Raw genomic sequence first — 20,434 nt, 5'->3', positions numbered from 1 at the left:
GAAAAACCGCTGTGCCGGAACCGGCACTCAGACCGTCGAAACCGGTCCCTCGTCGCTGTCCTCGCCCACCCACTGGCGCAGCAGCTGCCGATGTTCGCGTGACAGGGTCAGGAAGCGGAAGCCGGTCCAGCTCTGGCCGGGAACGTGTGCGGGCTCGCTCCACAGCAGGTGCACGCCCACGTCGATGGCCTGCTGGCGGCCATCACCCAGCGGCAACGGGAAGCGCAGCTGGTACAGCGCATCCTCGCGCAGCGGCACGCTGGCCAGCATCAGCATGCCGGTTTCGGAGACATTGCCGAGGCGCCCGACCACGCACTCGCGCATCTGGTCGGTGACCGGCACCAGGTCCGAGACCTGGCGGCGCGGCGCGCGGCGGGTGTCCTGCGGCGGTACGGCTTTCATGCGGGGGTCTCCTGTGCGCGGCCCGTGGCCAGTGCGCGCAGCGCACCAAGGCTGGCTTCCCAGGCACGGTCGACCAGCCGGCCCTTGTCTTCGGTGACCAGTTGCGCGCGCCCGGCACTGATCTGCCGTGCCAGCGTATCCAGGTCGGTATCGGTGATCTTCTGCCCGCGTGGATTGACGAACAGGGCGTGGCCGGTCAGCAGGCTGTACCAGGACAGGCGCTGGCGGCGCAGCGTGCCATCACCGGTATCGATGTCGAACCAGCTGCCGAACGGCAGCGTGGACAGCTGCTGGTAGGCGGCTTCTTCGGCACTGCTGCGGGGCGTTGCAGGCGCCGTGCCGGTGGGCGCGCCGGCGTGTTCGCCCAGGCGCGCACGTGCCTTCAGGCGGGCACTGAGTTCGGTACGCGAGGTGCTTTCATCCTCGCCGCCGGGCGTGGCCAGCCTGCGCGCGACGGCGGCGGCTTCCTCGGCGTGGTAGCCGACCTGCAGCAGTGCGGCCTCCACGTCCGCTGCCAACGCGGTATCGGTGCCGCCGGGGGCGTCGATGGCCTGTGCGGTGATGGCAGCGATACGCTCGGTCTGTTGCAGTCGTTCCTGCCACTGTGGCGAATCATCGCCATGGCGCAGGCGGGTGAGGGTCAGTGCATCGGCCCAGGCCTGGCGCAACAGGGTCTGCACGAAGCGCGGTGGCGACTGCGTGTCGCAGCACTGGTCGATCTGTGCGGTGGCCTGGCGACGGGCCAGTTCCAATCGTTCCTTGCCGCGCGCGGCTTCCACGTGGCGGCGCTCGGCCAGTTCGGCACGATGGGCCGCCGCGCGCTGGTGCTGCTGCACGTCTTCGTTGGCGGCGGCAAAGGCCTCCGGTGCGCGCGCATCCTGCCCCAGCAGGCCCTGCACGCTCTGCGCCATGCGCTGCAGCAGCTGCGGGTCGACATCGTCGTCGCCCAGCCAGTTGGCGCCGACTTCGGCGATCTGGTTGAGCAGCTCACGCGCGGGATGTTCGTCGCGTACGAAGAAGCCCGGGTCGGCCATGGCCGCGCGTGCCAGGGGCACCTGCAGGCGGGCCAGCAGGGCGGCCGGCACCGGATCGGGACGTTGCTGCTGTTGCACCTGCTGCATCAGCATGCGCAGCAGGTCCAGGTTGTCCCGGTCGTGACTGCCCAGCTGGGCCTGCGCACCATGCTCGCTGCGCAGCTGCGCGACCACGGCCGCCTGCAGGTCGGCCACGCCGGTTGCCGCGCTGGACTGAGCCTGCAGACGCGCGAGTACCGCGTCGACTGCCGCACTGGGCACTGCGCCGCTGTCCGCCGGGGCAGGGCTGGCGTGCCGGGCCTGCTGCAGCAGCTCATGCAAAGCACTGCCGGTGGATGTGGTCACGCCCGGCGTGGCGGGGCCGGCTGCACCACCCTCGTGGAAGGCGTCCTGTACCAGGCTGGACCAGGAGCCGGCCGGTGCCGAACCGTTCCAGCCGGTCAGTGGGGCCGCGCTGCGCTTGGCCGGCTGCGTGGTGCGGCCGCCACCCACCGACTGGGTGATGATCCGACGCGTGCTCGACGAGCGTGCCAGGTAGGGGGTGTAGACCAGCCCCGGCAGTACGCCGGACTGGGCCAGCAGCGCATTGGCACGGTCAAGGATATCGCCCAGCCGTTCCAGCACCTGTCGTTCGAAACTGCGATACAGCGCCAGCTGTACCTCGACGCTCAGCGCGTCCTGTTCGGCAATCCGGCGCACCATCGCGCACAGTGCCTGCGGCGCCAGCGGCAGGGTGTCGGCCTCGAAGGCCGGCGCCGCCGCCAGTACCCCCAGGCGTTGGCCCAGCAGGTTCAGTGTGTTGGTTGAACGCAGGGTCTCGCGCCGCACCATCTCGGTCAGCAGCAGGTCGCGATCCACTTCGTGCTCATCAACCAGCGACAGCCCGAGCATGCCCGGCAGCGCTGGCGGCGTAGCACTGGTGCTGACACCGTTGGCCGGTTCGCGCAACCGTGCGAGGGCGTCGGCAACGGCATCGAGCATGCGGTCGGCGAAGTGGCCAGCGAAGGCGTGCAGCTGTCCACGCTGGGCCATCAGTTCGGCCTGCTGCTGCGGATTGCGTGCGCGATCGGCGTCGTGCAGCAGGGTCTGCTCCAGCGCTTCGACAGTCAGGATCAGGGGCGCGACCAGCGTCTGCCGGCACAGGCCGATCAGCGCGCCCAGCAGCTCACGTACCCGCGGTGGCAGGTCGCTGGCGGCCAGGCGGTTCTTGTCGGCAGGAGTGATGGAAAAGACAGCTGACATCGGCAGGCGGTATCCGGATTCCCGCGGATCGATCTGGTGAATCTACCGTGTCGGCCGCTGTCGGCGCTACTTTAGGGCGAATGTGCATCCCATTCGCCAGGCATGGCCCGACCGATGAACGGTAGTGCCGGCCGCTGGCCGGCAATCCGCGCCGATCGAGCTGTCGGCCAGCGGCCGGCACTACCCCCGTCAGGCGAGGATCACTCCTCCAGGAACAGGCTCACCACATCGTTGGTGAAACGGCGGCCCAGTTCGGTCGGCTGCACATGGCCATCGGTCACGTCCAGCCAGCCGCGCTGCACGGCCTCGGCCAGCGGTGCATCCAGCACGCTGCGCGACAGCCCGGTACGCGACTCGAAATCGCGCAGGCCGAAGCCTTCGTGCAGGCGCAGCAGATTCAGCATGTACTCGAAGGGCAGGCGCTCAGGCGCGATCACATCGTCACCCCCGAACGAGGCCGGGGTGCCCGCGCTGTCCAGATAAGCCTGCGGATGCTTCAGCTTCCAGCGTCGCAGTACGTGCTCTTCAGCCCCGGAGCTGATCTTCCCGTGCGCACCGGCGCCGATGCCGAGGTAATCGCCGAAGCGCCAGTAGTTCAGGTTGTGCGCGCTCTGCCGACCGGGGCGCGCGTAGGCGCTCACCTCGTACTGGGCGAAACCGGCCTGCGCCAGCAGCGCCTGGCAGTGTTCCTGCATGTCCCAGGCGTTGTCTTCATCGGGAATGCCCTGCGGCGGCCGCGCGAAGAACACCGTGTTCGGTTCCAGGGTCAGCTGGTAGTGCGAGATATGCGCCGGCTGCAGCGCGAACGCACGTTCCAGATCGGCCTCGGCACCGGCCAGGGTCTGTTCCGGCAGCGCGTACATCAGGTCGATGTTGAAGTTGTCGTAACCCGCGTCCTGCGCCATCTTCACCGCGCGCTCGGCTTCGCCACTGTCGTGGATGCGGCCCAGGCGCTTGAGCATCGCATCGTCGAAACTCTGGATACCGAAGCTGAGGCGATTGACGCCGGCCGCGCGATAGCGGTCGAAGCGGCCATGCTCGGCGGTGCCCGGGTTGGTTTCCAGGGTGATTTCGGCATTGGGCGCGAAACGCAGGCGTGCGCTGGCCTGTTGCAGGAAACGGTCGATTGCTTCCGGCGGGAACAGGCTGGGCGTGCCGCCACCGAAGAACACGCTGTGCACCACCCGGCCCCAGACCAGCGGCAGGTCCTGGTCGAGGTCGCGCAGCAGCGCATCGATGTAGGCATCGAACGGCAGCTCACCCTTGGCCTGGTGCGAATTGAAATCGCAGTACGGGCACTTGCGCACGCACCACGGCAGGTGCACGTACAGCGACAGCGGCGGCGGCACCAGTCGTACCGAAGTGTCGTGGTCCGCCGAACAGGCTTCGCCGGGCAGGTGGTTGCAGTGGTCGTGGGCGTGCGGCATGGGCTTCTTCGGTAGTGCCGGCCGCTGGCCGGCTTCCCTGGTTCGATCGGGTGGCGTCAGTACAGCGTCGCCAGCTGCTGCTTGAGCTGCTGCAGGGCAATGGCACGGTGGCTGATGGCGTTCTTCAGGGCCGGCTCCATCTCCGCGGCGGTCAGGCCGTGGGTGGTGTCCAGGAACACCGGGTTGTAGCCGAAACCATTCGTGCCGCGCAGTTCACGGATGATCTGGCCCTCCCAGCGACCTTCGCAGATCAGCGGCTGCGGATCGGTGGCGTGACGCAGCAGCACGATCACCGCATAGAAGCGGGCGCCGCGCTGGCCATCGGGAACGTCGGCCATCGCCTCCAGCAGCTTGGCGTTGTTGGCCGCGGCATTGGTCGGGTGGCCGGCATAGCGCGCGCTGTAAAGGCCCGGCGCACCGCCGAGGGCATCGACGATCAGGCCCGAATCATCGGCCAGCGCCGGCAGGCCGGTCGCTTCGCAGGCCGCGCGCGCCTTCAGCAGCGCGTTCTCTACGAAGGTCAGGCCGGTTTCTTCCACGTCGCCCAGGCCCAGCTCGGCGGCCGAGGTGATCTGCAGCGGCAGGTCGGCGAGGATCTCCTGCATCTCCACCAGCTTGCCGGCGTTGTGGCTGGCCAGTACCAGTTTCTTCATTGACGGGGCTCCAGCAGGTCCCAGGTGTTGCCATACAGATCGCGGAACACCGCGACCGTTGCATAGGGTTCTTCGCGCGGCGCTTCCAGGAACTCGACCCCGGCGGCCAGCATCGCCGCGTGGTCGCGGTGGAAGTCATCGGTGTTGAGGAAGAAGGCGACGCGGCCACCGGTCTGGTTGCCGATGCGGCTGCGCTGTTCCTCGTCGCTGGCGCGGGCCAGCAGCAGGGCGGCAGCGCTGCCGTCGGTCGGCCCCACCACCACCCAGCGCTTGTGGCCCTGGTCGATGTCCTCCAGCAGCGCGAAGCCGAGCTTGCCGGTGTACCAGGCAATGGCTTCGTCGTAGTCGGCCACCACCAGGGTGGTCAGGGCGATGCGGCGGTTCATGCCGACAGCGCCGCCTGCTGTGCGTCCAGCAGCTCGCGCACGCCCTTCTCGGCCAGGCCCAGCAGCGCGTCCAGTTCATCGCGGCGGAAGGCATGGCCTTCGGCGGTGCCCTGCAGCTCGATGAAGCCACCGCCGTCGTTCATCACCACGTTCATGTCGGTGTCGCAGTCGCTGTCTTCGGCGTAGTCCAGGTCCAGCACCGGGGTGCCGCGGTAGACGCCCACCGACACCGCGGCCACTGCGCCCAGGATCGGGTTGCGCTTGATGTCGCCACGCTTCATCAGCACGTTCACCGCATCGACCAGGGCCACGTAGGCGCCGGTGATGGCGGCGGTGCGGGTGCCGCCGTCGGCCTGCAGCACGTCGCAGTCGAGGGTGATGGTGCGCTCGCCCAGCGCGTTGCGGTCCACGCAGGCACGCAGGCTGCGGCCGATCAGGCGCTGGATCTCCAGCGTGCGGCCGCCCTGCTTGCCACGGGCGGCTTCACGGTCGCTGCGGGTGTGGGTGGCGCGCGGCAGCATGCCGTACTCGGCGGTCACCCAGCCTTCGCCCTTGCCGCGCAGGAAGCCCGGCACGCGGTTCTCGACGCTGGCGGTGCACAGCACACGGGTTTCACCGAAGCAGACCAGCACCGAACCTTCGGCGTGGCGGGTGAAGCCGCGTTGGATGACGACCGGACGGAGCTGGTCGGGCTGGCGGCCGCTGGGGCGGGAATCGGACATGGTGCGGGTTCCGTAATGGCGAGGGAGTACGCCGCCACGCCCGCGGCCTTCACGGGGCGGGCAAGGGGGCTCTGGTGAGGGCGCTAGGGTACCATTCCCCCTTTGCACGCACCGGACACATTCCATGATTCGAAGCATGACCGCCTATGCCGGCGGCGAGCGGGTCACCCCGTGGGGCACGCTGGGCTGCGAGCTGCGCTCGGTCAACCACCGCTTCCTGGAGGTCGGCACCCGCCTGCCCGAGGAACTGCGGGCGCTCGAGCCGCAGCTGCGCGAGCGCATTGCCGCGCGCCTGAGCCGTGGCAAGCTGGATCTGGTGATGCGCCTGCGCGCGCCGGAAGCCGCCGCCAACCTGCAGGTGGACGAGGCCCTGCTGGGCCAGCTGGGTCGCCTGGCGCACCGCCTGACCTCCGATTTCCCCAACCTGCAGGTCAGCTTCACCGATCTGCTGCAGCTGCCGGGCGTCACCCGCGGCGAGGCCACCGATGCCGCCGCCCTGCAGGCCGAGGCCCTTACGCTGCTGGACCAGGTGCTGGACGGTTTCGTCGAAGCCCGTGAACGTGAAGGCGGCAAGTTGTCCGCTGCCATCAGCGAGCGCGTGGACGGCATCGAACGCATCGCCACCGAAGTGCGCACGCTGATTCCGGCCATTCGCGACGGCCAGCGCGCCAAGCTGGCCGCCCGCCTGGCTGACCTGCCGCACCCGGTCGACCCCGGTCGCGCCGAGCAGGAACTGGTGCTGTGGCTGCAGAAGCTGGACGTGGATGAAGAGCTGGACCGCCTCGGCAGCCACATCGTCGAGATCCGCCGCGTGCTCAAGCAGCGCGAGCCGGTCGGCCGCCGCCTGGACTTCCTGCTGCAGGAGTTCAACCGCGAAGCCAACACGCTGGGCTCGAAGTCGGTGGACAGCCGCACGTCCAATGCCGCGGTGGAGCTGAAGGTGCTGATCGACCAGATCCGCGAACAGGTGCAGAACATCGAGTGATAGGGCGTGGCCGGGCGTGCCGTCAGGTCATCGAAGATGCGTGCCCTGGCGGTTGGGACGAGCGTGTGATGGGGGATCGTTGATCCGCCTGGGTACGCATTAGGGGGAAATTCAACGTCTTCACTTCGATGCGCGGGCTGCGCCTACCTCCCTAGCGCTGCAGCAGTTCGGTGTATTGCTTGTAGCTGAACTGCTGGTTCCGTTTCTGATTCCCGGTACCGACAAGGACGTCAACGCTTTGCAGGACTTTGACAGCCGCGCTGGCGGTGGGAAATGTCACCCCCAGCCTTTCAGCTGCAAATGTAATGGTGAAGCGCGGCATCGTAGGCAGCATTTCGAACAAGCGGATCGCCTGCACCGTGCCGTCTTTCGCAGCCATGACCTTTCTCCGGTCGGCTGCGATGAGTGAGGCGATGTCGATGATGTTTCTTTGGGCGTTCTCGGCGGCTTCGGTCGTGCAGTCGAGGAAGAAGCGGATCCAACTCTCCCAGTCGCCATCGGCGCGGATGGCTGACAGAAGCCGGTAGTACTCGTCTTGATGTTTCTTGAGTTCGCCAGAGACATAGAGCAGTGGCTCCGGCAGCAGCTTCCAGTCTTCCAGCAATGCTGCAATCAGCAAGCGGCCTATGCGCCCATTGCCATCAAGGAACGGGTGGATCGTTTCGAACTGTGCATGGATCAAGGCAATGCGGACCAGAGGAGGAAGGTCTGTCGTAGTCTCGTGGATATAGTGCTCCATCTCACCCAGCAACCGTCCGACTTCCATGTGAGGAGGGGGGACGCAAAGAGCATTGCCTGGCCGGGTACCTGCGATCCAGTTCTGGGAGCGGCGCACTTCACCAGGTAGCTTCTGCTCGCCGCGCGCACTGTTCAAAAGGATGCTATGTGCTTCGCACAGCAGGCGCGTTGAGATCGGCAGGCCCCGATCGTGCTTCAGCTGGTCTCGCACATACGCGAACGCTTGCAGGTAATTCGTCACGTCGCTGACGTCTGTGGTACTAGCCACGTCGATTCCGGATTCTTGATCCAGCAGATCCGTCAGTGTCGCCTGAGTGCCTTCCATCTGGGAGGTCAACAAGGCCTCCTTGCGGATGGAGCTGTAGATCAGCCATTCAGCAGAAGCGACCAAACCTGACATGGCGGAGAGCCGTCCCAGCGCCGCCTCGGCTGCCGCATTGGCCATGTAGCAAGCAGGATCAAGGGGCGGCATCGTGGGCGGCAATGGATGGGGCACGAAGGCCTTGACAAGCTCGCCGCCCGAATCGGTGGTGGTGTAAGTGCCGGTGGTCCTGGGCATTTGCGCTCCTGGCGAGGCGTTGTTAAAGGGATCTTTAAGAATCCCGGCCGCTATTAAAGCATGCTTTAATAGTGCTGAGGTTGCTCCCAGTGGCACGTTATCCGAGCAAACCGATGAAGTGGTGCCACCGCCATGGCTGCGGATCTCAACGGCGGGGGATGCGCGCCCGAGGCAAGAACATCTCAAACCACCCTGACGCCCGGCGCTCCCTCGCTCAAGCGCCCCACCACGGCCGCCTGGCCGAACCCCGCATTGTGGAAGCAGGCCAGCACCGCATCCAAGGCTTCCGGGGCACAGGACACCAGCAGACCGCCGCTGGTCTGCGGGTCGGTCAGCAGTGGCTGCCAGTGGGTGGCCAAGCCCTCGGCGAAGCGCACCTCGGCGCCATACGAGGCCCAGTTGCGGTTGGAGGCGCCGGTCACGCAGCCGCGTTGCAGCAGGTCCAGCGTCTGCGGCAGCAACGGGATCTGCGCGCTGTCCACCTCGGCGGCCACGCCACTGGCGCGGCACACTTCCAGCAGGTGGCCGAGCAGGCCGAAACCGGTGACGTCGGTCATGGCATGCACGCCGTCAAGCGCAGCCAGCGGCACGCCCACGGTGTTCAGGCGGGTGGTCGACGCGATCATCTGCTGGTAGCCGTCGGCGTCCAGCACTTCCTTCTTCAGTGCTGACGAGTACACGCCCACGCCCAACGGCTTGCCCAGCACCAGCACGTCGCCGGCGCGGGCATCGGCATTGCGCTTGAGTCGTTGCGGGTCGAGCACGCCGATCGCGGCCAGGCCGTAGATGGGTTCCACCGAATCGATGCTGTGGCCACCAGCGACCACGATGCCAGCATCGGCGCAGGCGCGTTCGCCACCCTGCAGGATGCCGCGGATCGTGTCCTGCGGCAGCGTGTTGATCGGCATGCCGACGATGGCCAGTGCGAACAACGGCCGGGCGCCCATCGCGTACAGGTCCGACAGCGCGTTGGTGGCGGCGATGCGGCCGAAGTCGAACGGGTCGTCGACGATGGGCATGAAGAAATCAGTGGTGGCGACGATTGCCTGGCGATCATCGAGGCGGTACACCGCGGCGTCGTCGCTGGTCTCGCGCCCGACGAGAAGCTCAGCCGGAGCGGGAAGCGCTGGAACGCAACGCAGCAGTTCGCTCAGCACGCCCGGCGCGATCTTGCAGCCACAGCCGCCGCCATGCGCGAGAGAGGTCAGTCGTTGCGGGGCATCGGCCGTTGAAGGGGCGGGGGACTGCGCGTGCGTGGCCATGCCGACATCTCCTGCGGGAACGCGAATGGCGGAAGGCAGCAGGAGTCGAACCTACCAGGGAACGATCGACGCCCCCTACTGGGTTTGAAGCCCAGCCGCATGCCCGGATGCGCATGCCTTCCGAAAGTACGGCGGTACCGGTGGGCTCAGTCGCGGGCTGCGTTCCACTGCAGGTCGCCGCGCGGCCGATGCTGGTCACCGACGCGTCGAGTGTAGCCAACGCGATTGAAGAACTCCAAGATCTGGATGCTGCGTTTGCGGCCCAGGCCGATGGCATCGCGGAACGTGGCCGCATCCACCGTGCCGGTGGCCTGTGACAGCTGCGCGACGATCGTGGCCAGCTCGGCGATGCGGGCCGGTGCATAGAACAGGTCCGGTACCACCTGGAACAGATCGCCACGCGCGGCGGCCCGGCGCAGGACCGCGCGGATATCCTCCTCGGCCAGACCGATATCGGCGGCCAGGGTGCGCACCCACGGCGGATCGAAGCCACCGGCGTGCAGTTGCGGCAGCACGCGTTCCAGCAGGAGACGTTCGCGTTCCGGTGGCGCATGGTCATGGCCGGGCAGGCGCCACCATGCGCCCACGCGCTGCAGCGTGCCATCGGCCAGCAGGTCCTGCAGCAGGGCATTCCACAGGCTGCTCGCCAGCATGGGCAGGGTGCTGCGCTGCAGGCGCCCGCTGTCGACACCGGGTTCGTCCGGGCGTCGCTCGTGCCAGCCGCGAAGTGAGGTGATCACCTGCTCGCGCAGTGCTTGCCAGTGCGGTGCGAGGATGATCACCGTGTCATCGCGGGTCGCGATGCGTCGCGCGTCCTCGGGCAGGTCGATGCGGTCGGCAGCGCGTCGGCAATAGCGTTGCAACGCGGTGAGGGGAATGCCGGCAGGTGCCTGCTGCAGCAGCGGGACAACACCGGCACCGGCCGCCAGCTGCTCCAGTGCCCCCAGCCAGGCCAGCCGCGCAGGACTGCGCCGACGCCGCTGCGGAGGATCCGGATCGAGCACGACGCCACCGCCCAGTGTGTGGGTGGCTGCTGAATCACGGGCGATGAAACGATCGCCACACATCGCGCAGACTGGTGCATCGAACACCAGCTGCACCAACTGACCATCGCCGTGGTCGTGGTCTTCCAGCAGCACCACATGGGCCTGCCGGTGCATCGTGCCCCAGTGGATGTGCAGCGGTGACCAGTCGCGCAACGGTGCGGCCAACGCGGACAGCCGCAGTCGCACATCAACGCGGGTAGTGGCCAGCAGTGCGCGCGCGTCGGCAATCCAGTCGCCACGGCGGATGTCGTCGCGGGCGATAGCGGCCAGGTTCAGTGCGCAGCGTTGCCCAGCCATCGCGTGCTCGCTGGCCTGGTTCTGCGCATGGATGCTGCGTACGCGCACGTCGGTGGCGGCTGGCATCAGCTGCAGATGCTCACCCACCGCGGCGATGCCGCCATGCACCGCGCCGGTTACCAGTGTGCCGTGGCCGGCCAGCGAGAACACGCGATCCACCGGCATGCGGAACAGTTCGCTGCGCAGTTCGGCCTGGCGTGTGCTGGCATCGTCCGCCGCCCATGCGTGCAGCTGGGTACGCAGTGCGCTGATGCCGGCATCGTCGGGTGCGGTGCTGTTGCAGGCGAACAGAGGAGAATCCTGCAGCGGTGTCGCGGCCAGCAGCGCGGCAATCTCGATCTCGACCCGGGAGAGGCGTGCCGCATCCACACGGTCGATCTTGGTCAGCGCCACCGCGCCGCGATCCACGCCCAGCAGCTGCAGGATGGCCAGATGCTCGCGGGTCTGTGGCATCACGCCGTCGTCGGCAGCGATCACCAGCAGGGCGACATCGATACCCGTGGCGCCGGCCACCATCGTATGCACGAAGCGCTCATGGCCTGGCACGTCGACGAAACCCAGCGTCGCAGCCGGGCCTTCGGCGTCCCTGCTTTCCACCGGGACATAGGCGTAGCCCAGTTCGATCGATATACCGCGCGTTCGCTCTTCCTGCAGGCGATCGGTTTCGATGCCGGTCAGCGCGCGTACCAGGCTGGTTTTGCCATGGTCGATATGCCCGGCGGTGCCGACGATCATGCCTGCAGCGTGCTCCACTGGGCGAGGAAGTCGGCTTCGTCGGCCGGTTCCAGGCAGCGCAGGTCCAGCCACAGCGCGTCATCGGCAATGCGGCCCAACACGGGCCGCGGCAGCTGACGCAAGCGCTTGGCCAGGCGATCCAGTCCGCCACGGCGCGCGCTGGTAATGCGCAGTCCGGCGCTGGCCAGCTGCGCCTGTGGCTGGGCGCCGCTGCCGATCTGGCTCTGCATTGGTGACCGTTCAAGATCGTAGTCGGCCGCCAGCACGGAACGCATCGGCTGCAGCAGGCGCTGAGCCTGAACATCGATGTCCTCCTGCGTGCGTGACAGGGTGCGCAGGGTCGGCAGCCGCTGTGCCAGCAGCTCCGGCTCGCGGTACAGGGCCAGCACCGCTTCCAGTGCGGCCAGGCCCATCTTGTCCATGCGCAGTGCCCGCTTCAGCGGGTTGCGGTTGATCCGCGCGATCAGGTCGGCGCGGCCGGCGATGATGCCGGCCTGCGGACCACCCAGCAGCTTGTCGCCGCTGAACGACACCAGGTCGGCGCCGGCCGCCAGCGTTTCCTGCACGGTGGCTTCGTGCGGGAGGCCGAACGTGGCCAGATCGCACAGGCTGCCGCTGCCCAGGTCCACCACCAGCGGCAGGCCGTGCTCGTGCGCGATCGCGGCCATCGCCGCGGTGTCGACCTTGGCGGTGAAGCCGCTGATCGCGTAGTTGCTGGCGTGCACCTCCATCAGCAGCGCGGTGCGCGTGCCGATGGCGCTGGCGAAGTCGGCCGGATGAGTGCGGTTGGTGGTACCCACTTCCAGCAACCGCGCGCCGGCGCTGCGCATCACATCGGGAATGCGGAAGGCGCCACCGATCTCCACCAGCTCGCCGCGTGACACCACCACGTCGCGGCGGTTGGCCAGGCTGTTGAGCAGCAGCAGGACCGCCGCCGCATTGTTGTTGACCACAGTGGCGGCTTCAGCGCCGGTCAGTTCGCAGATCAATGCCTGCACCCGTGCATCGCGGTCGCCGCGACGGCCGCGGCTGATGTCGAATTCAAGATCCACCGGCGCGGTCATCGCGCGGGTGACCGCGTGCACGGCGGCATCCGGCAGCAATGCGCGGCCGAGATTGGTGTGCAGCACGGTGCCGGTCAGATTGAACATCGGCTGCAGATCCTGCCGTGCGTCAGCGGCCAGTGCGGCCTCGACTGCTGCCACCAGCGCCGGGCCGTCAACCGCTTCCTGCAGCTGCGTGGCCGAGAGCTGGCCGGCGCTGATACGGTCGCGCAGCACCTGCAGGTGCGAACGCAGCAGCTGGGTGATACGGCTGCGGCCGTGGCCCTCGATCAGTGCTGCCAAGGCAGGCAGACGCAGCAACCGGTCCAGCGAGGGCAGGGCGGAAACCGATGCCGGGGTGGGGGGCGTGGCTGTCATCGCCTCACTCGCCGTCGGATTGCCACAGCAGCGGATTCTGGCTGGCACGCGCATAGCCCTCCTCTGCCAGCAGCAGGTCCAGCGCCAGCGTGCCGAGGTCATCGGCCACCGGCTCCAGCGACGGGTCTTTCTCCAGATACAGGATCTTGCGGTAGCTGTGGCAGTGGTCGCAGGTCTCGGCCCGGACCGCGTTCTCGCGAACCGCCTCGCCGCTGTCGCCGTCCACATCGGCCAGGGCGCGATAGGCGATGTCCTTGCCGGCGGCACCACACTGGCTGCACTGCACGCGTACGTAGTGCCACTGGCAGGCACACAGCGAGCACGACAGGTAGCGGTAGGAGGCATAGGGCGGCCGCGCCTGCACCACGCTGACCACCGGCAGGGTGCCGCACAGCGGGCACAGCCCCGGTGCATCGGCCAGCGGCTTCAGCTCGGTGGGGCGGAAGCTGTCCGCCAGCACCGCCCAGTAGACCTGCAGCGCGTTCATCACCAGCAGCGCAGCCACCGCATCCACCGACGGCGCGTCATCACGCTCCAGCACCGCATGCGCCTGCGCATCCAGCCAGGCGTCGTCGGCCGCGGCGACGCGCTGCAGCTCCTGACGGGTTTCCATCGGCAGCCCGGCCTCGTCGGCACAGTGCTGGCACAGCGTGCGCAGCCAGTCGCGCCAACGGCCATCCAGCTGAAGTGTGTTGGCCGGCCGCAACGGCATGCCGGCGCCGGCCGCCGCACTCGACTGCTGTGCACGCGCCTGTGCCTGAAGTTCCTCGCGTTGCTGCGGTGTCAGATCCTCCAGCAGCGCCTGCTGCGCATCGGCCAACGCCGCCAGCAGCTGCAGGTAACCACCGATGGCACTGTGTGCAGCCAGACTGCGCAGGCGGTCCGCACGTCCGGCAAACAGCGACGCGGTATCGGGCAGGATGATGCGCGGAACATCGCGCGAGGCCAGCGTCTCGATCTCACCGGGTTCAAGGATGCGTTGCGCCATGCAGGGCCAGCCAGAAGAACCAGGCTCCATCCTCGCCGTTGTCGTCGCTCGCGTCCAGCGTGTCGAGGCAAAGCAGTCGAGCATCGCTCGACTCTACAAAAGTGGATCCCGACCGTTGGTCGGGATTCGATCAGTGCCGACCAACGGTCGGCACCCACCATCAGATCGCAGAAGTCTGTCGAAGGCGGGGTGGGTCCGGTTGCGGGGGCGTGAGCCGCATGGGCCCGAGGCATGCCTCGGGCGGGTTGGGCAGGACGCCCAACCCCGGTCTTGCCGTGTGCGCAGGACTGCGCACACGAGCAAGCGGCGACCGAGCTTACATGGACGTACTTGCAGCGGCCCCCGCGACCGGACCCACCCCGCCATCCCTCAGGAAACCCGCTCTTGACGTTGATGTTGACGTTGATCCAGCGGGTGCAGGGCCGCAGGCCCTGCCGCTACCCCTCTTCCCGCTGTCCGCGCAGGATGTCCCGGAACCACTGCCGGTGATGCTTGTACGCCCACCCATAGGTCACCTTGCCCTGGGTCATCGCCCGCACCGAGCCCTTGATCCAGATCGCGGCATAGATGTGCACCACGATCGCGCACACCAGCACCCAGCCGAACAGCGCATGGGCCAGCACCGAGAAGCGGATCAGCCCGATCGGGAAGAAGTGGCTGAAGTACTGCCGCCAGATCACGAAGCCGGTCAGCAGCAGCGCCGAAAGGCAGCCGATGATGGCCCAGAACAGCAGCTTCTGGCCGGCATTGAAGCGGCCCACCGGGGGCAGTTTCTCATCCTCGTTGCGCAGCACATCACGCATGCCGCGCATCCACATGCCATCGTCAGCGGTCGGCAGGTTGTCACGCCACATGCGGATCGCCAGCAGCGCAAAACCCACCACCATGGCCAGGCCGATGAATGGATGCAGGATGCGCGTCCATGGTCCGCCACCGAACAGCTGGGTCAACGGGAACAGGGCAGGGTGGAACAACGCCAGCCCGGACAGCGCGGTCAACACGAAGCAGATCGCCACAATCCAGTGATTGATGCGGGTCGGCGCGCGGTAGCGGATGATCTGCCGCGGGTTCGGGGCGTACTTCATGGCCGCTGCTCCTCTTCGATCTTCTTCGCCTCGTGCTCGGCTTCCTCTTCTTCCTCGTCATTGACCGTGTTGCGGCCGATGCCGATGTAATGCAGGAAGCCGGCGAAGGCGGTAGCGGCAATCGCCAGCATGCCCAGCGGCTTGGCCACGCCCTTCCACACCTCCACCATCGGGCTGATGCGCGGGTCCTTCGGCAGGTCGGCATACAGTTCCGGCTTGTCCACGTGCTGCAGCACGTACATCACATGGGTGCCGCCCACACCCTGCGGGTCGTACAGGCCGGCGTTCTCGTAGCCGCGCGATTTCAGGTCTTCCACGCGTCCCGCCGCGTGCTCGGTCATCGCCTGCTTGCTGCCGAAGGTGATCGCGCCGGTCGGGCAGGTCTTCACGCAGGCCGGTTCCTGGCCCACCGCCACCCGGTCCGAGCACAGCGTGCACTTGTAGGCCTTGTGGTCCTTCTTGGAGATGCGCGGCACGTCGAACGGGCAACCGGTCACGCAGTAGCCGCAGCCGATGCAGTTCTCTTCCTGGAAGTCGACGATGCCGTTGGCGTACTGGATGATCGCGCCCGGCGACGGGCAGGCCTTCAGGCAGCCCGGATCGCTGCAGTGCATGCAGCCTTCCTTGCGGATCAGCCACTCCAGCTTGCCCTTCTCGTCCTCGTACTCGCGGAACTTCATCACCGTCCACGACTGTTCGCTCAGGTCGGGCGGGTTGTCGTAGCTGCCAACGCAGCTGCCGACCTCGTCGCGCAGATCATTCCACTCCATGCAGGCGACCTGGCAGGCCTTGCAGCCGATGCACTTGCTCACATCGATCAGCTTGGCGACCTGGCCGGTGTGCGCGCCACGCGCCTCCGGCGAGGGCGTGGTGGTGGCCGAGCGGCGGATGATGTCCAGGGATTGCAGTGACATGGCGTGTCTCCTACACCTTCTCGACCTTGACCAGGATGCACTTCGATTCGGGCGTCTGCGAGTTGCCGTCACCGATGGCGTTGGTCAGCGTATTGGCGATGTATCCGGGCTTGGCCGCACCGAGGAAGCCCCAGTGGATCGGCACGCCCACCTGGTGCACGGTTTTGCCATCAATCTGCAGGGCCTTGATGCGCTTGGTCACCATCGCCACCGCTTCGATATGCCCGCGCTTGGAACTGACCCGCACGCGGCTGCCGTTGTTGATGCCCAGCTCATCGGCCAACGCCGCGCCGATCTCGACGAACTGCTCGGGCTGGATGATGGCGTTCAACTTGCCGTGCTTGGTCCAGAAGTGGAAATGCTCGGTCAGGCGGTAGGTTGTGGCTACATGCGGGAACTCGTCCGGCGAACCGATCTGTGCGCGATCGCTGGCGAACACGCGCGCCGCCGGGTTGTTCAACGTCAGTGCCTGACCGGGGCTGAGCGGGTTGCTGCGCAGCGGTGTATCGAACGGTTCGTAGTGCTCCGGGAACGGGCCCTCGGCCATGCCGGCCTTGGCGAAGAAGCGGGCGATGCCTTCCGGATTCATGATGAACGGGCCCATGCCCCCGGCGGGATCTTCATCGGCCTTGAAGTCCGGCACGTCCACGCTGCCCCAGTTCTTGCCGTTCCAGGCCAGCAGCGTGCGCCGCGGATCGAACGGCTGGCCGGCCACGTCACACGAGGCGCGGTTGTACATCACCCGGCGATTGGCCGGCCACGCCCAGGCCCAGCCCAGCGTGTTGCCGATGCCGGTGGGGTCGCTGTTGTCACGTCGCGCCATCATGTTGCCGGTCGGGCCCCAGGCGCCGATGTAGATCCAGCAGCCGGAGGCGGTGCTGCCGTCGTCGCGCAGGTCGCCGAATGCCGCCAGCTGCTCGCCGGCCTTGCGCACCAGCTTGGTCGGGTCCTTCGGATCGAACACGTCGGCCAGTGCCTTGCCGTTGTATTCCATCGCCAGTTCTTCCGGCGTCGGCAGTTCCGGGTTGGAGTACTTCCAGGCCAGGTCGCGCACCGGCTCCCACCACGCACCGCCGTCCTTCTCGTACATCGCTTTGATGCGATGGAACAGCTCGGACATGATCTCGATGTCGCTGCGCGCTTCGCCCGGCGGATTGGCCCCCTTCCAGTGCCATTGCAGCCAGCGCGAGGAGTTCACCACCGCGCCGTTTTCCTCGGCGAAGGAAGTGGTCGGCAGGCGGAATACTTCGGTCTGGATCGTGCTCGGGTCGACGTCGTTCAACGCACCGTGGTTCTGCCAGAAGGCAATGGTCTCCGTCTCCAGCGGGTCCATGCTGACCATGAACTTCAGCTTGGAGAACGCACTGATCAGCTTGCCCTTGTTCGGCGCCGAAGCCAGGGGGTTGAAGCCCTGGCAGATGTAGCCGTGGATCTTGCCCTCGTTCATCAGCTCGTACGCCTGCAGCATGTCGTACGGCTTGTCGAGCTTGGGCAGATGGTCGAAGCACCAGTTGTTGTCGGCGGTAGCGGCGTCGCCCCACCACGACTTCATCAGGCTGACATGGAACTTCGGGTAGTTCTGCCAGAACGACATCTGGTTGGCGCGCAGCGGCTTCTGCGTGCGCTTGGCGATGTAGGCGTCGTAGTCCTGCTCGTCCTGTTTCGGCAGCGTCAGGTAGCCGGGCAGCAGGTCGGACATCAGGCCGATGTCGGTCAGGCCCTGGATGTTGGAATGCCCGCGCAAGGCGTTCATGCCACCGCCGGCCACGCCGATGTTGCCCAGCAGCAGCTGCACCATGGTGCCGGCACGCACGTTCTGCGCACCGATCGAATGCTGCGTCCAGCCCAGCGCGTACAGGATGGTCATCGCCTTGTCCTTGCCGGCGGTGGACGCGATCATCTCCCAGACCTGGCGGATGCTGTCCGCCGGCGTCCCGCAGATGCGTTCGACCATCTCCACGGTGTAGCGCGCGTAGTGCTGCTTGAGCAGGTTGTAGACGCAGCGCGGGTCCTTCAGCGTCGGGTCGCTGCGCACGAAGCCATCGTCACCGTAGGCGTAGTCCCAGCTGGAACGGTCGTAGCTGCGCTTCTCCTCGTTGTAGCCCGAATACAGGCCGTCCTTGAAGGCGAATTCGTCCTTCACCAGGAACGACATGTCGGTGTAATTCAGCACGTACTCGTGCTGGATGCGGTCCTCGGTCAACAGGTAGTTGATCAGACCGCCCAGGAACACGATGTCGGTGCCGGTACGGATCGGCGCATACACGTCGGCCACCGCGGCCGAGCGGTTGAAGCGCGGATCGACCACGATCAGCCGGGCCTTGTTGTGTGCCTTGGCCTCGGTCACCCATTTGAACCCGCACGGGTGTGCCTCGGCGGCATTGCCACCCATGATCAGGATCAGGTCGGCATTCTTGATGTCGACCCAGTGATTCGTCATCGCACCACGGCCTAGCGTCGGGGCAAGACCTGCCACCGTCGGGCCGTGTCAGACACGTGCCTGGTTGTCGAATGCCAGCATGCCAAGGGAGCGCACGACCTTGTGGGTCAGCACCGCGGTTTCATTGCTGGTCGCCGAGGCGGCGAGCATGCCGGTGGTCAGCCAGCGGTTAACCGTCTGCCCGGCCTCGTTCTTCTGCACGAAGTTCGCATCGCGGTCTTCCTTCATCAGCCGCGCGATGCGATCCAGCGCATCGTCCCAGCTCAGCCGCTTCCACTCGTTCGAGCCCGGTGCGCGGTACTCGGGGTAGAGCAGGCGCGACTTGCTGTGGATGATGTCGGCCAGGCCGGCACCCTTCGGGCACAGCGTGCCGCGGTTGACCGGATGGTCCGGGTCGCCCTCGATATGGAAGATGCTCGGCTCGGCGTTCTTGGCGCCATCGCCGAGGCTGTACATCAGGATGCCGCAGGCCACCGAACAGTATGTACAGGTGTTGCGGGTCTCGGTCGCGCGGGTCAGCTTGTATTGCCGGACCTCCGCGAGCGCGATGCCGGGCGCGAAGCCCATCAGTGCCAGGCTGGAGCCGACCAGGGTTGTCCCGGTCACTTTCAGGAACTGGCGGCGGCTCATCGATGGCATGCCGTTCTCCTGGGATGGCGGGGAGGCGCAGGCCTCCGGGCTGTCGTTGGGTACGGCCCGGTTATAGCACAGGCCCCCGCACGCCCATGTGGCACAAGGCCCGGCGCCTGCCGGACGGGCGCGCAAAGGGGCCGCTCTGGTAAAGTTGCGTGCCCGCACCCCGGGGAAGCGTCTGCCGGGCCTGGTTCCAGGATGTTCCGCGCAGCCCCCGCCGTCCTGGCGCGATCCTCCGCGCCGGATCTGGAACACCGAGGAAAAATTTTGCGAAATCAACCCGTTGGACTCCCCGCATGAGCGCCCCGTCGAAGCCGTCGGACGCCGTTGCGCGCGGCACGCTGTACATCGTTGCCGCCCCGTCCGGCGCCGGCAAGAGCAGCATCGTCAATGCCACCCTGGCGCGTGACCCGCAGATCGCCCTGTCGATCTCCTTCACCTCGCGCGCGATGCGCCCGGGTGAAGTGAATGGCCAGCACTACCATTTCGTCTCTGCGGAGAAGTTCGAGGAAATGATCGCCGCCGGCGACTTCTTCGAGCATGCCTGGGTACACGGCGACTGGAAGGGCACCGCCCGCCAGTCGGTGGAGCCGCAGCTGGCCGCCGGCCAGGACGTGTTGCTGGAAATCGACTGGCAGGGCGCGCAGCAGGTACGCCAGCTGGTGCCGGGCACGGTCACCGTGTTCATCCTGCCGCCGTCCAAGCAGGCCCTGCAGGACCGCATGCGCAAGCGCGGCCAGGACAGCGAGGCGGTCATCGCCCAGCGCCTGGGCGCCGCCCGTGACGAGATGCTGCACTTCAACGAGTTCGACTACGTGATCGTCAACGAGGTGTTCGACACCGCCGTGGACGAACTGTGCGCCATCTTCACCGCCAGCCGCCTGCGCCGGGAGGCCCAGAAGGTCCGCCACGCTGGGCTGATCCAGGCCTTGTTGACCCCCGATCCGGGCGCAACTGACTGATTCCAAAAGAATCGGGTAGGGGTTGGCTTGATTTTGTCCAGCCCCTGCCAGTACACTCCGTCCCCTTTCCCTCATTCGACTGAGCGGCCGACCGGTCGCCGGGAGCCCGTATGGCCCGCATCACCGTAGAAGATTGCCTGGAAGTCGTTAACAACCGTTTCGAACTGGTCATGATGGCTTCCAAGCGTGCCCGCCAGCTCGCCAACGGCGTGCAGGCCACGCTGGACAACAGCGAGACCGAGGACAAGCCGACCGTGCTGGCGCTGCGCGAAATCGCCGCCCGCAAGATCGACAACGCGCTGATCGACGAAGTCGAGAAGGCCGAGCGTGAGCGCGCCGAGCGCGAAGCGCTGGAGTGGGCTGCCGCGGAAGTGGTCGCCGACGAAGACATGTCCAAGAACGACGATTGATCGCATCGATCAACGTAATCGTTGGATGTGCCGAACAGCCCGCCCCGTGCGGGCTGTTTCGCATTCAGGATTTGCCGTAAACGTCGCGCTGGA

At 66.9% G+C, this 20,434-nt stretch carries 17 protein-coding genes and 1 tRNA gene; 3 read left to right on the top strand and 15 right to left on the bottom strand.

The genetic code is table 11. The features are described from left to right. Positions 1–27: 27 nt before the first annotated feature. The 6 genes from AC5O77_RS05110 to rph all read right to left on the bottom strand — a co-directional run bounded on the left by AC5O77_RS05110 (position 28) and on the right by rph (position 5,866). Positions 28–402: a PilZ domain-containing protein gene (locus AC5O77_RS05110; RefSeq protein WP_180838787.1), complete on the bottom strand. Its 375-nt coding sequence runs from the start codon at positions 400–402 to the stop codon at positions 28–30. Next, positions 399–2,678, bottom strand: coding sequence for a DUF1631 family protein (locus AC5O77_RS05105; protein WP_478057747.1), 2,280 nt, complete (start codon positions 2,676–2,678; stop codon positions 399–401). Before AC5O77_RS05105 ends, AC5O77_RS05110 begins: the two co-directional genes overlap by 4 nt. Before the next feature lie 200 nt (positions 2,679–2,878). Next, the gene (gene hemW / locus AC5O77_RS05100; protein WP_478057746.1) at positions 2,879–4,105 is read right to left on the bottom strand and encodes a radical SAM family heme chaperone HemW; all 1,227 of its coding nucleotides are present in this window, start codon (positions 4,103–4,105) and stop codon (positions 2,879–2,881) included. Between the two features lie 56 nt (positions 4,106–4,161). Then, complete coding sequence (gene rdgB, locus AC5O77_RS05095; protein WP_014038346.1) at positions 4,162–4,758, bottom strand: RdgB/HAM1 family non-canonical purine NTP pyrophosphatase; 597 nt, start codon at positions 4,756–4,758, stop codon at positions 4,162–4,164. Continuing rightward, entirely contained in the window at positions 4,755–5,144 is a 390-nt protein-coding gene (locus AC5O77_RS05090) for a VOC family protein (RefSeq protein WP_032956062.1), read from the bottom strand. Before AC5O77_RS05090 ends, rdgB begins: the two co-directional genes overlap by 4 nt. Next, positions 5,141–5,866 (bottom strand): ribonuclease PH, encoded by a 726-nt coding sequence (rph, locus tag AC5O77_RS05085; protein ID WP_012512000.1) that lies wholly within the window; start codon positions 5,864–5,866, stop codon positions 5,141–5,143. Before rph ends, AC5O77_RS05090 begins: the two co-directional genes overlap by 4 nt. Before the next feature lie 124 nt (positions 5,867–5,990). Between rph and AC5O77_RS05080 the strand changes: the two genes are divergently transcribed. Further along, positions 5,991–6,851 carry a YicC/YloC family endoribonuclease gene (locus tag AC5O77_RS05080; protein ID WP_478057745.1) on the top strand — a complete coding sequence of 287 codons (861 nt, stop codon included), beginning with the start codon at positions 5,991–5,993 and terminating at the stop codon, positions 6,849–6,851. Between the two features lie 151 nt (positions 6,852–7,002). Here the strand turns inward: AC5O77_RS05080 and AC5O77_RS05075 are convergent, their stop codons facing one another. From AC5O77_RS05075 to fdnG, 9 genes are all read right to left on the bottom strand, one after another. Further along, positions 7,003–8,148: a Fic family protein gene (locus AC5O77_RS05075; RefSeq protein WP_478057744.1), complete on the bottom strand. Its 1,146-nt coding sequence runs from the start codon at positions 8,146–8,148 to the stop codon at positions 7,003–7,005. A 182-nt stretch (positions 8,149–8,330) separates the two neighbouring features. After that, positions 8,331–9,410 (bottom strand): selenide, water dikinase SelD, encoded by a 1,080-nt coding sequence (gene selD, locus AC5O77_RS05070; protein ID WP_478057743.1) that lies wholly within the window; start codon positions 9,408–9,410, stop codon positions 8,331–8,333. Between the two features lie 26 nt (positions 9,411–9,436). Next, positions 9,437–9,532 (bottom strand) — tRNA-Sec (locus AC5O77_RS05065). Between the two features lie 24 nt (positions 9,533–9,556). Continuing rightward, the gene (gene selB, locus AC5O77_RS05060) at positions 9,557–11,488 is read right to left on the bottom strand and encodes a selenocysteine-specific translation elongation factor (protein ID WP_478057742.1); all 1,932 of its coding nucleotides are present in this window, start codon (positions 11,486–11,488) and stop codon (positions 9,557–9,559) included. Further along, positions 11,485–12,909, bottom strand: coding sequence for an L-seryl-tRNA(Sec) selenium transferase (gene selA, locus AC5O77_RS05055; protein WP_478057741.1), 1,425 nt, complete (start codon positions 12,907–12,909; stop codon positions 11,485–11,487). Before selA ends, selB begins: the two co-directional genes overlap by 4 nt. Before the next feature lie 4 nt (positions 12,910–12,913). After that, entirely contained in the window at positions 12,914–13,897 is a 984-nt protein-coding gene (gene fdhE, locus AC5O77_RS05050; RefSeq protein ID WP_478057740.1) for a formate dehydrogenase accessory protein FdhE, read from the bottom strand. Between the two features lie 437 nt (positions 13,898–14,334). After that, positions 14,335–14,982: a formate dehydrogenase subunit gamma gene (locus AC5O77_RS05045; protein ID WP_478057672.1), complete on the bottom strand. Its 648-nt coding sequence runs from the start codon at positions 14,980–14,982 to the stop codon at positions 14,335–14,337. Continuing rightward, on the bottom strand, positions 14,979–15,896 hold the full coding sequence (gene fdxH / locus AC5O77_RS05040; protein ID WP_478057673.1) for a formate dehydrogenase subunit beta: 918 nt from the start codon (positions 15,894–15,896) through the stop codon (positions 14,979–14,981). Before fdxH ends, AC5O77_RS05045 begins: the two co-directional genes overlap by 4 nt. A gap of 10 nt (positions 15,897–15,906) precedes the next feature. Continuing rightward, entirely contained in the window at positions 15,907–18,975 is a 3,069-nt protein-coding gene (fdnG, locus tag AC5O77_RS05035) for a formate dehydrogenase-N subunit alpha (RefSeq protein ID WP_478057674.1), read from the bottom strand. Positions 18,976–19,265: 290 nt separating this feature from the next. Here fdnG and gmk point away from each other — a divergent pair, with 290 nt between their 5' ends. Both gmk and rpoZ read left to right on the top strand, forming a co-directional pair. Further along, a complete protein-coding gene (gene gmk, locus AC5O77_RS05030; protein ID WP_014038334.1) occupies positions 19,266–19,931 on the top strand; it encodes a guanylate kinase in 666 nt (221 codons plus the stop codon). A 110-nt stretch (positions 19,932–20,041) separates the two neighbouring features. After that, entirely contained in the window at positions 20,042–20,341 is a 300-nt protein-coding gene (gene rpoZ / locus AC5O77_RS05025; RefSeq protein ID WP_005410877.1) for a DNA-directed RNA polymerase subunit omega, read from the top strand. The last annotated feature ends 93 nt before the right edge of the window (positions 20,342–20,434 follow it).

The organism is Stenotrophomonas sp. INTA L402-1 (assembly GCF_059295135.1).
The sequence above is the reverse complement of the archived record's forward strand: the minus strand, read 5'-3'. Positions and strand labels throughout refer to the sequence as shown.

Excerpts from the sequence above, each read along its gene's own strand:
- AC5O77_RS05110 (WP_180838787.1), bottom strand. The coding sequence starts at position 402 with ATGAAAGCCGTACCGCCGCAGGACACCCGCCGCGCGCCGCGCCGCCAG.
- AC5O77_RS05105 (WP_478057747.1), bottom strand. The coding sequence starts at position 2,678 with ATGTCAGCTGTCTTTTCCATCACTCCTGCCGACAAGAACCGCCTGGCC.
- hemW (WP_478057746.1), bottom strand. The coding sequence starts at position 4,105 with ATGCCGCACGCCCACGACCACTGCAACCACCTGCCCGGCGAAGCCTGT.
- rdgB (WP_014038346.1), bottom strand. The coding sequence starts at position 4,758 with ATGAAGAAACTGGTACTGGCCAGCCACAACGCCGGCAAGCTGGTGGAG.
- AC5O77_RS05090 (WP_032956062.1), bottom strand. The coding sequence starts at position 5,144 with ATGAACCGCCGCATCGCCCTGACCACCCTGGTGGTGGCCGACTACGAC.
- rph (WP_012512000.1), bottom strand. The coding sequence starts at position 5,866 with ATGTCCGATTCCCGCCCCAGCGGCCGCCAGCCCGACCAGCTCCGTCCG.
- AC5O77_RS05080 (WP_478057745.1), top strand. The coding sequence starts at position 5,991 with ATGATTCGAAGCATGACCGCCTATGCCGGCGGCGAGCGGGTCACCCCG.
- AC5O77_RS05075 (WP_478057744.1), bottom strand. The coding sequence starts at position 8,148 with ATGCCCAGGACCACCGGCACTTACACCACCACCGATTCGGGCGGCGAG.
- selD (WP_478057743.1), bottom strand. The coding sequence starts at position 9,410 with ATGGCCACGCACGCGCAGTCCCCCGCCCCTTCAACGGCCGATGCCCCG.
- selB (WP_478057742.1), bottom strand. The coding sequence starts at position 11,488 with ATGATCGTCGGCACCGCCGGGCATATCGACCATGGCAAAACCAGCCTG.
- selA (WP_478057741.1), bottom strand. The coding sequence starts at position 12,909 with ATGACAGCCACGCCCCCCACCCCGGCATCGGTTTCCGCCCTGCCCTCG.
- fdhE (WP_478057740.1), bottom strand. The coding sequence starts at position 13,897 with ATGGCGCAACGCATCCTTGAACCCGGTGAGATCGAGACGCTGGCCTCG.
- AC5O77_RS05045 (WP_478057672.1), bottom strand. The coding sequence starts at position 14,982 with ATGAAGTACGCCCCGAACCCGCGGCAGATCATCCGCTACCGCGCGCCG.
- fdxH (WP_478057673.1), bottom strand. The coding sequence starts at position 15,896 with ATGTCACTGCAATCCCTGGACATCATCCGCCGCTCGGCCACCACCACG.
- gmk (WP_014038334.1), top strand. The coding sequence starts at position 19,266 with ATGAGCGCCCCGTCGAAGCCGTCGGACGCCGTTGCGCGCGGCACGCTG.
- rpoZ (WP_005410877.1), top strand. The coding sequence starts at position 20,042 with ATGGCCCGCATCACCGTAGAAGATTGCCTGGAAGTCGTTAACAACCGT.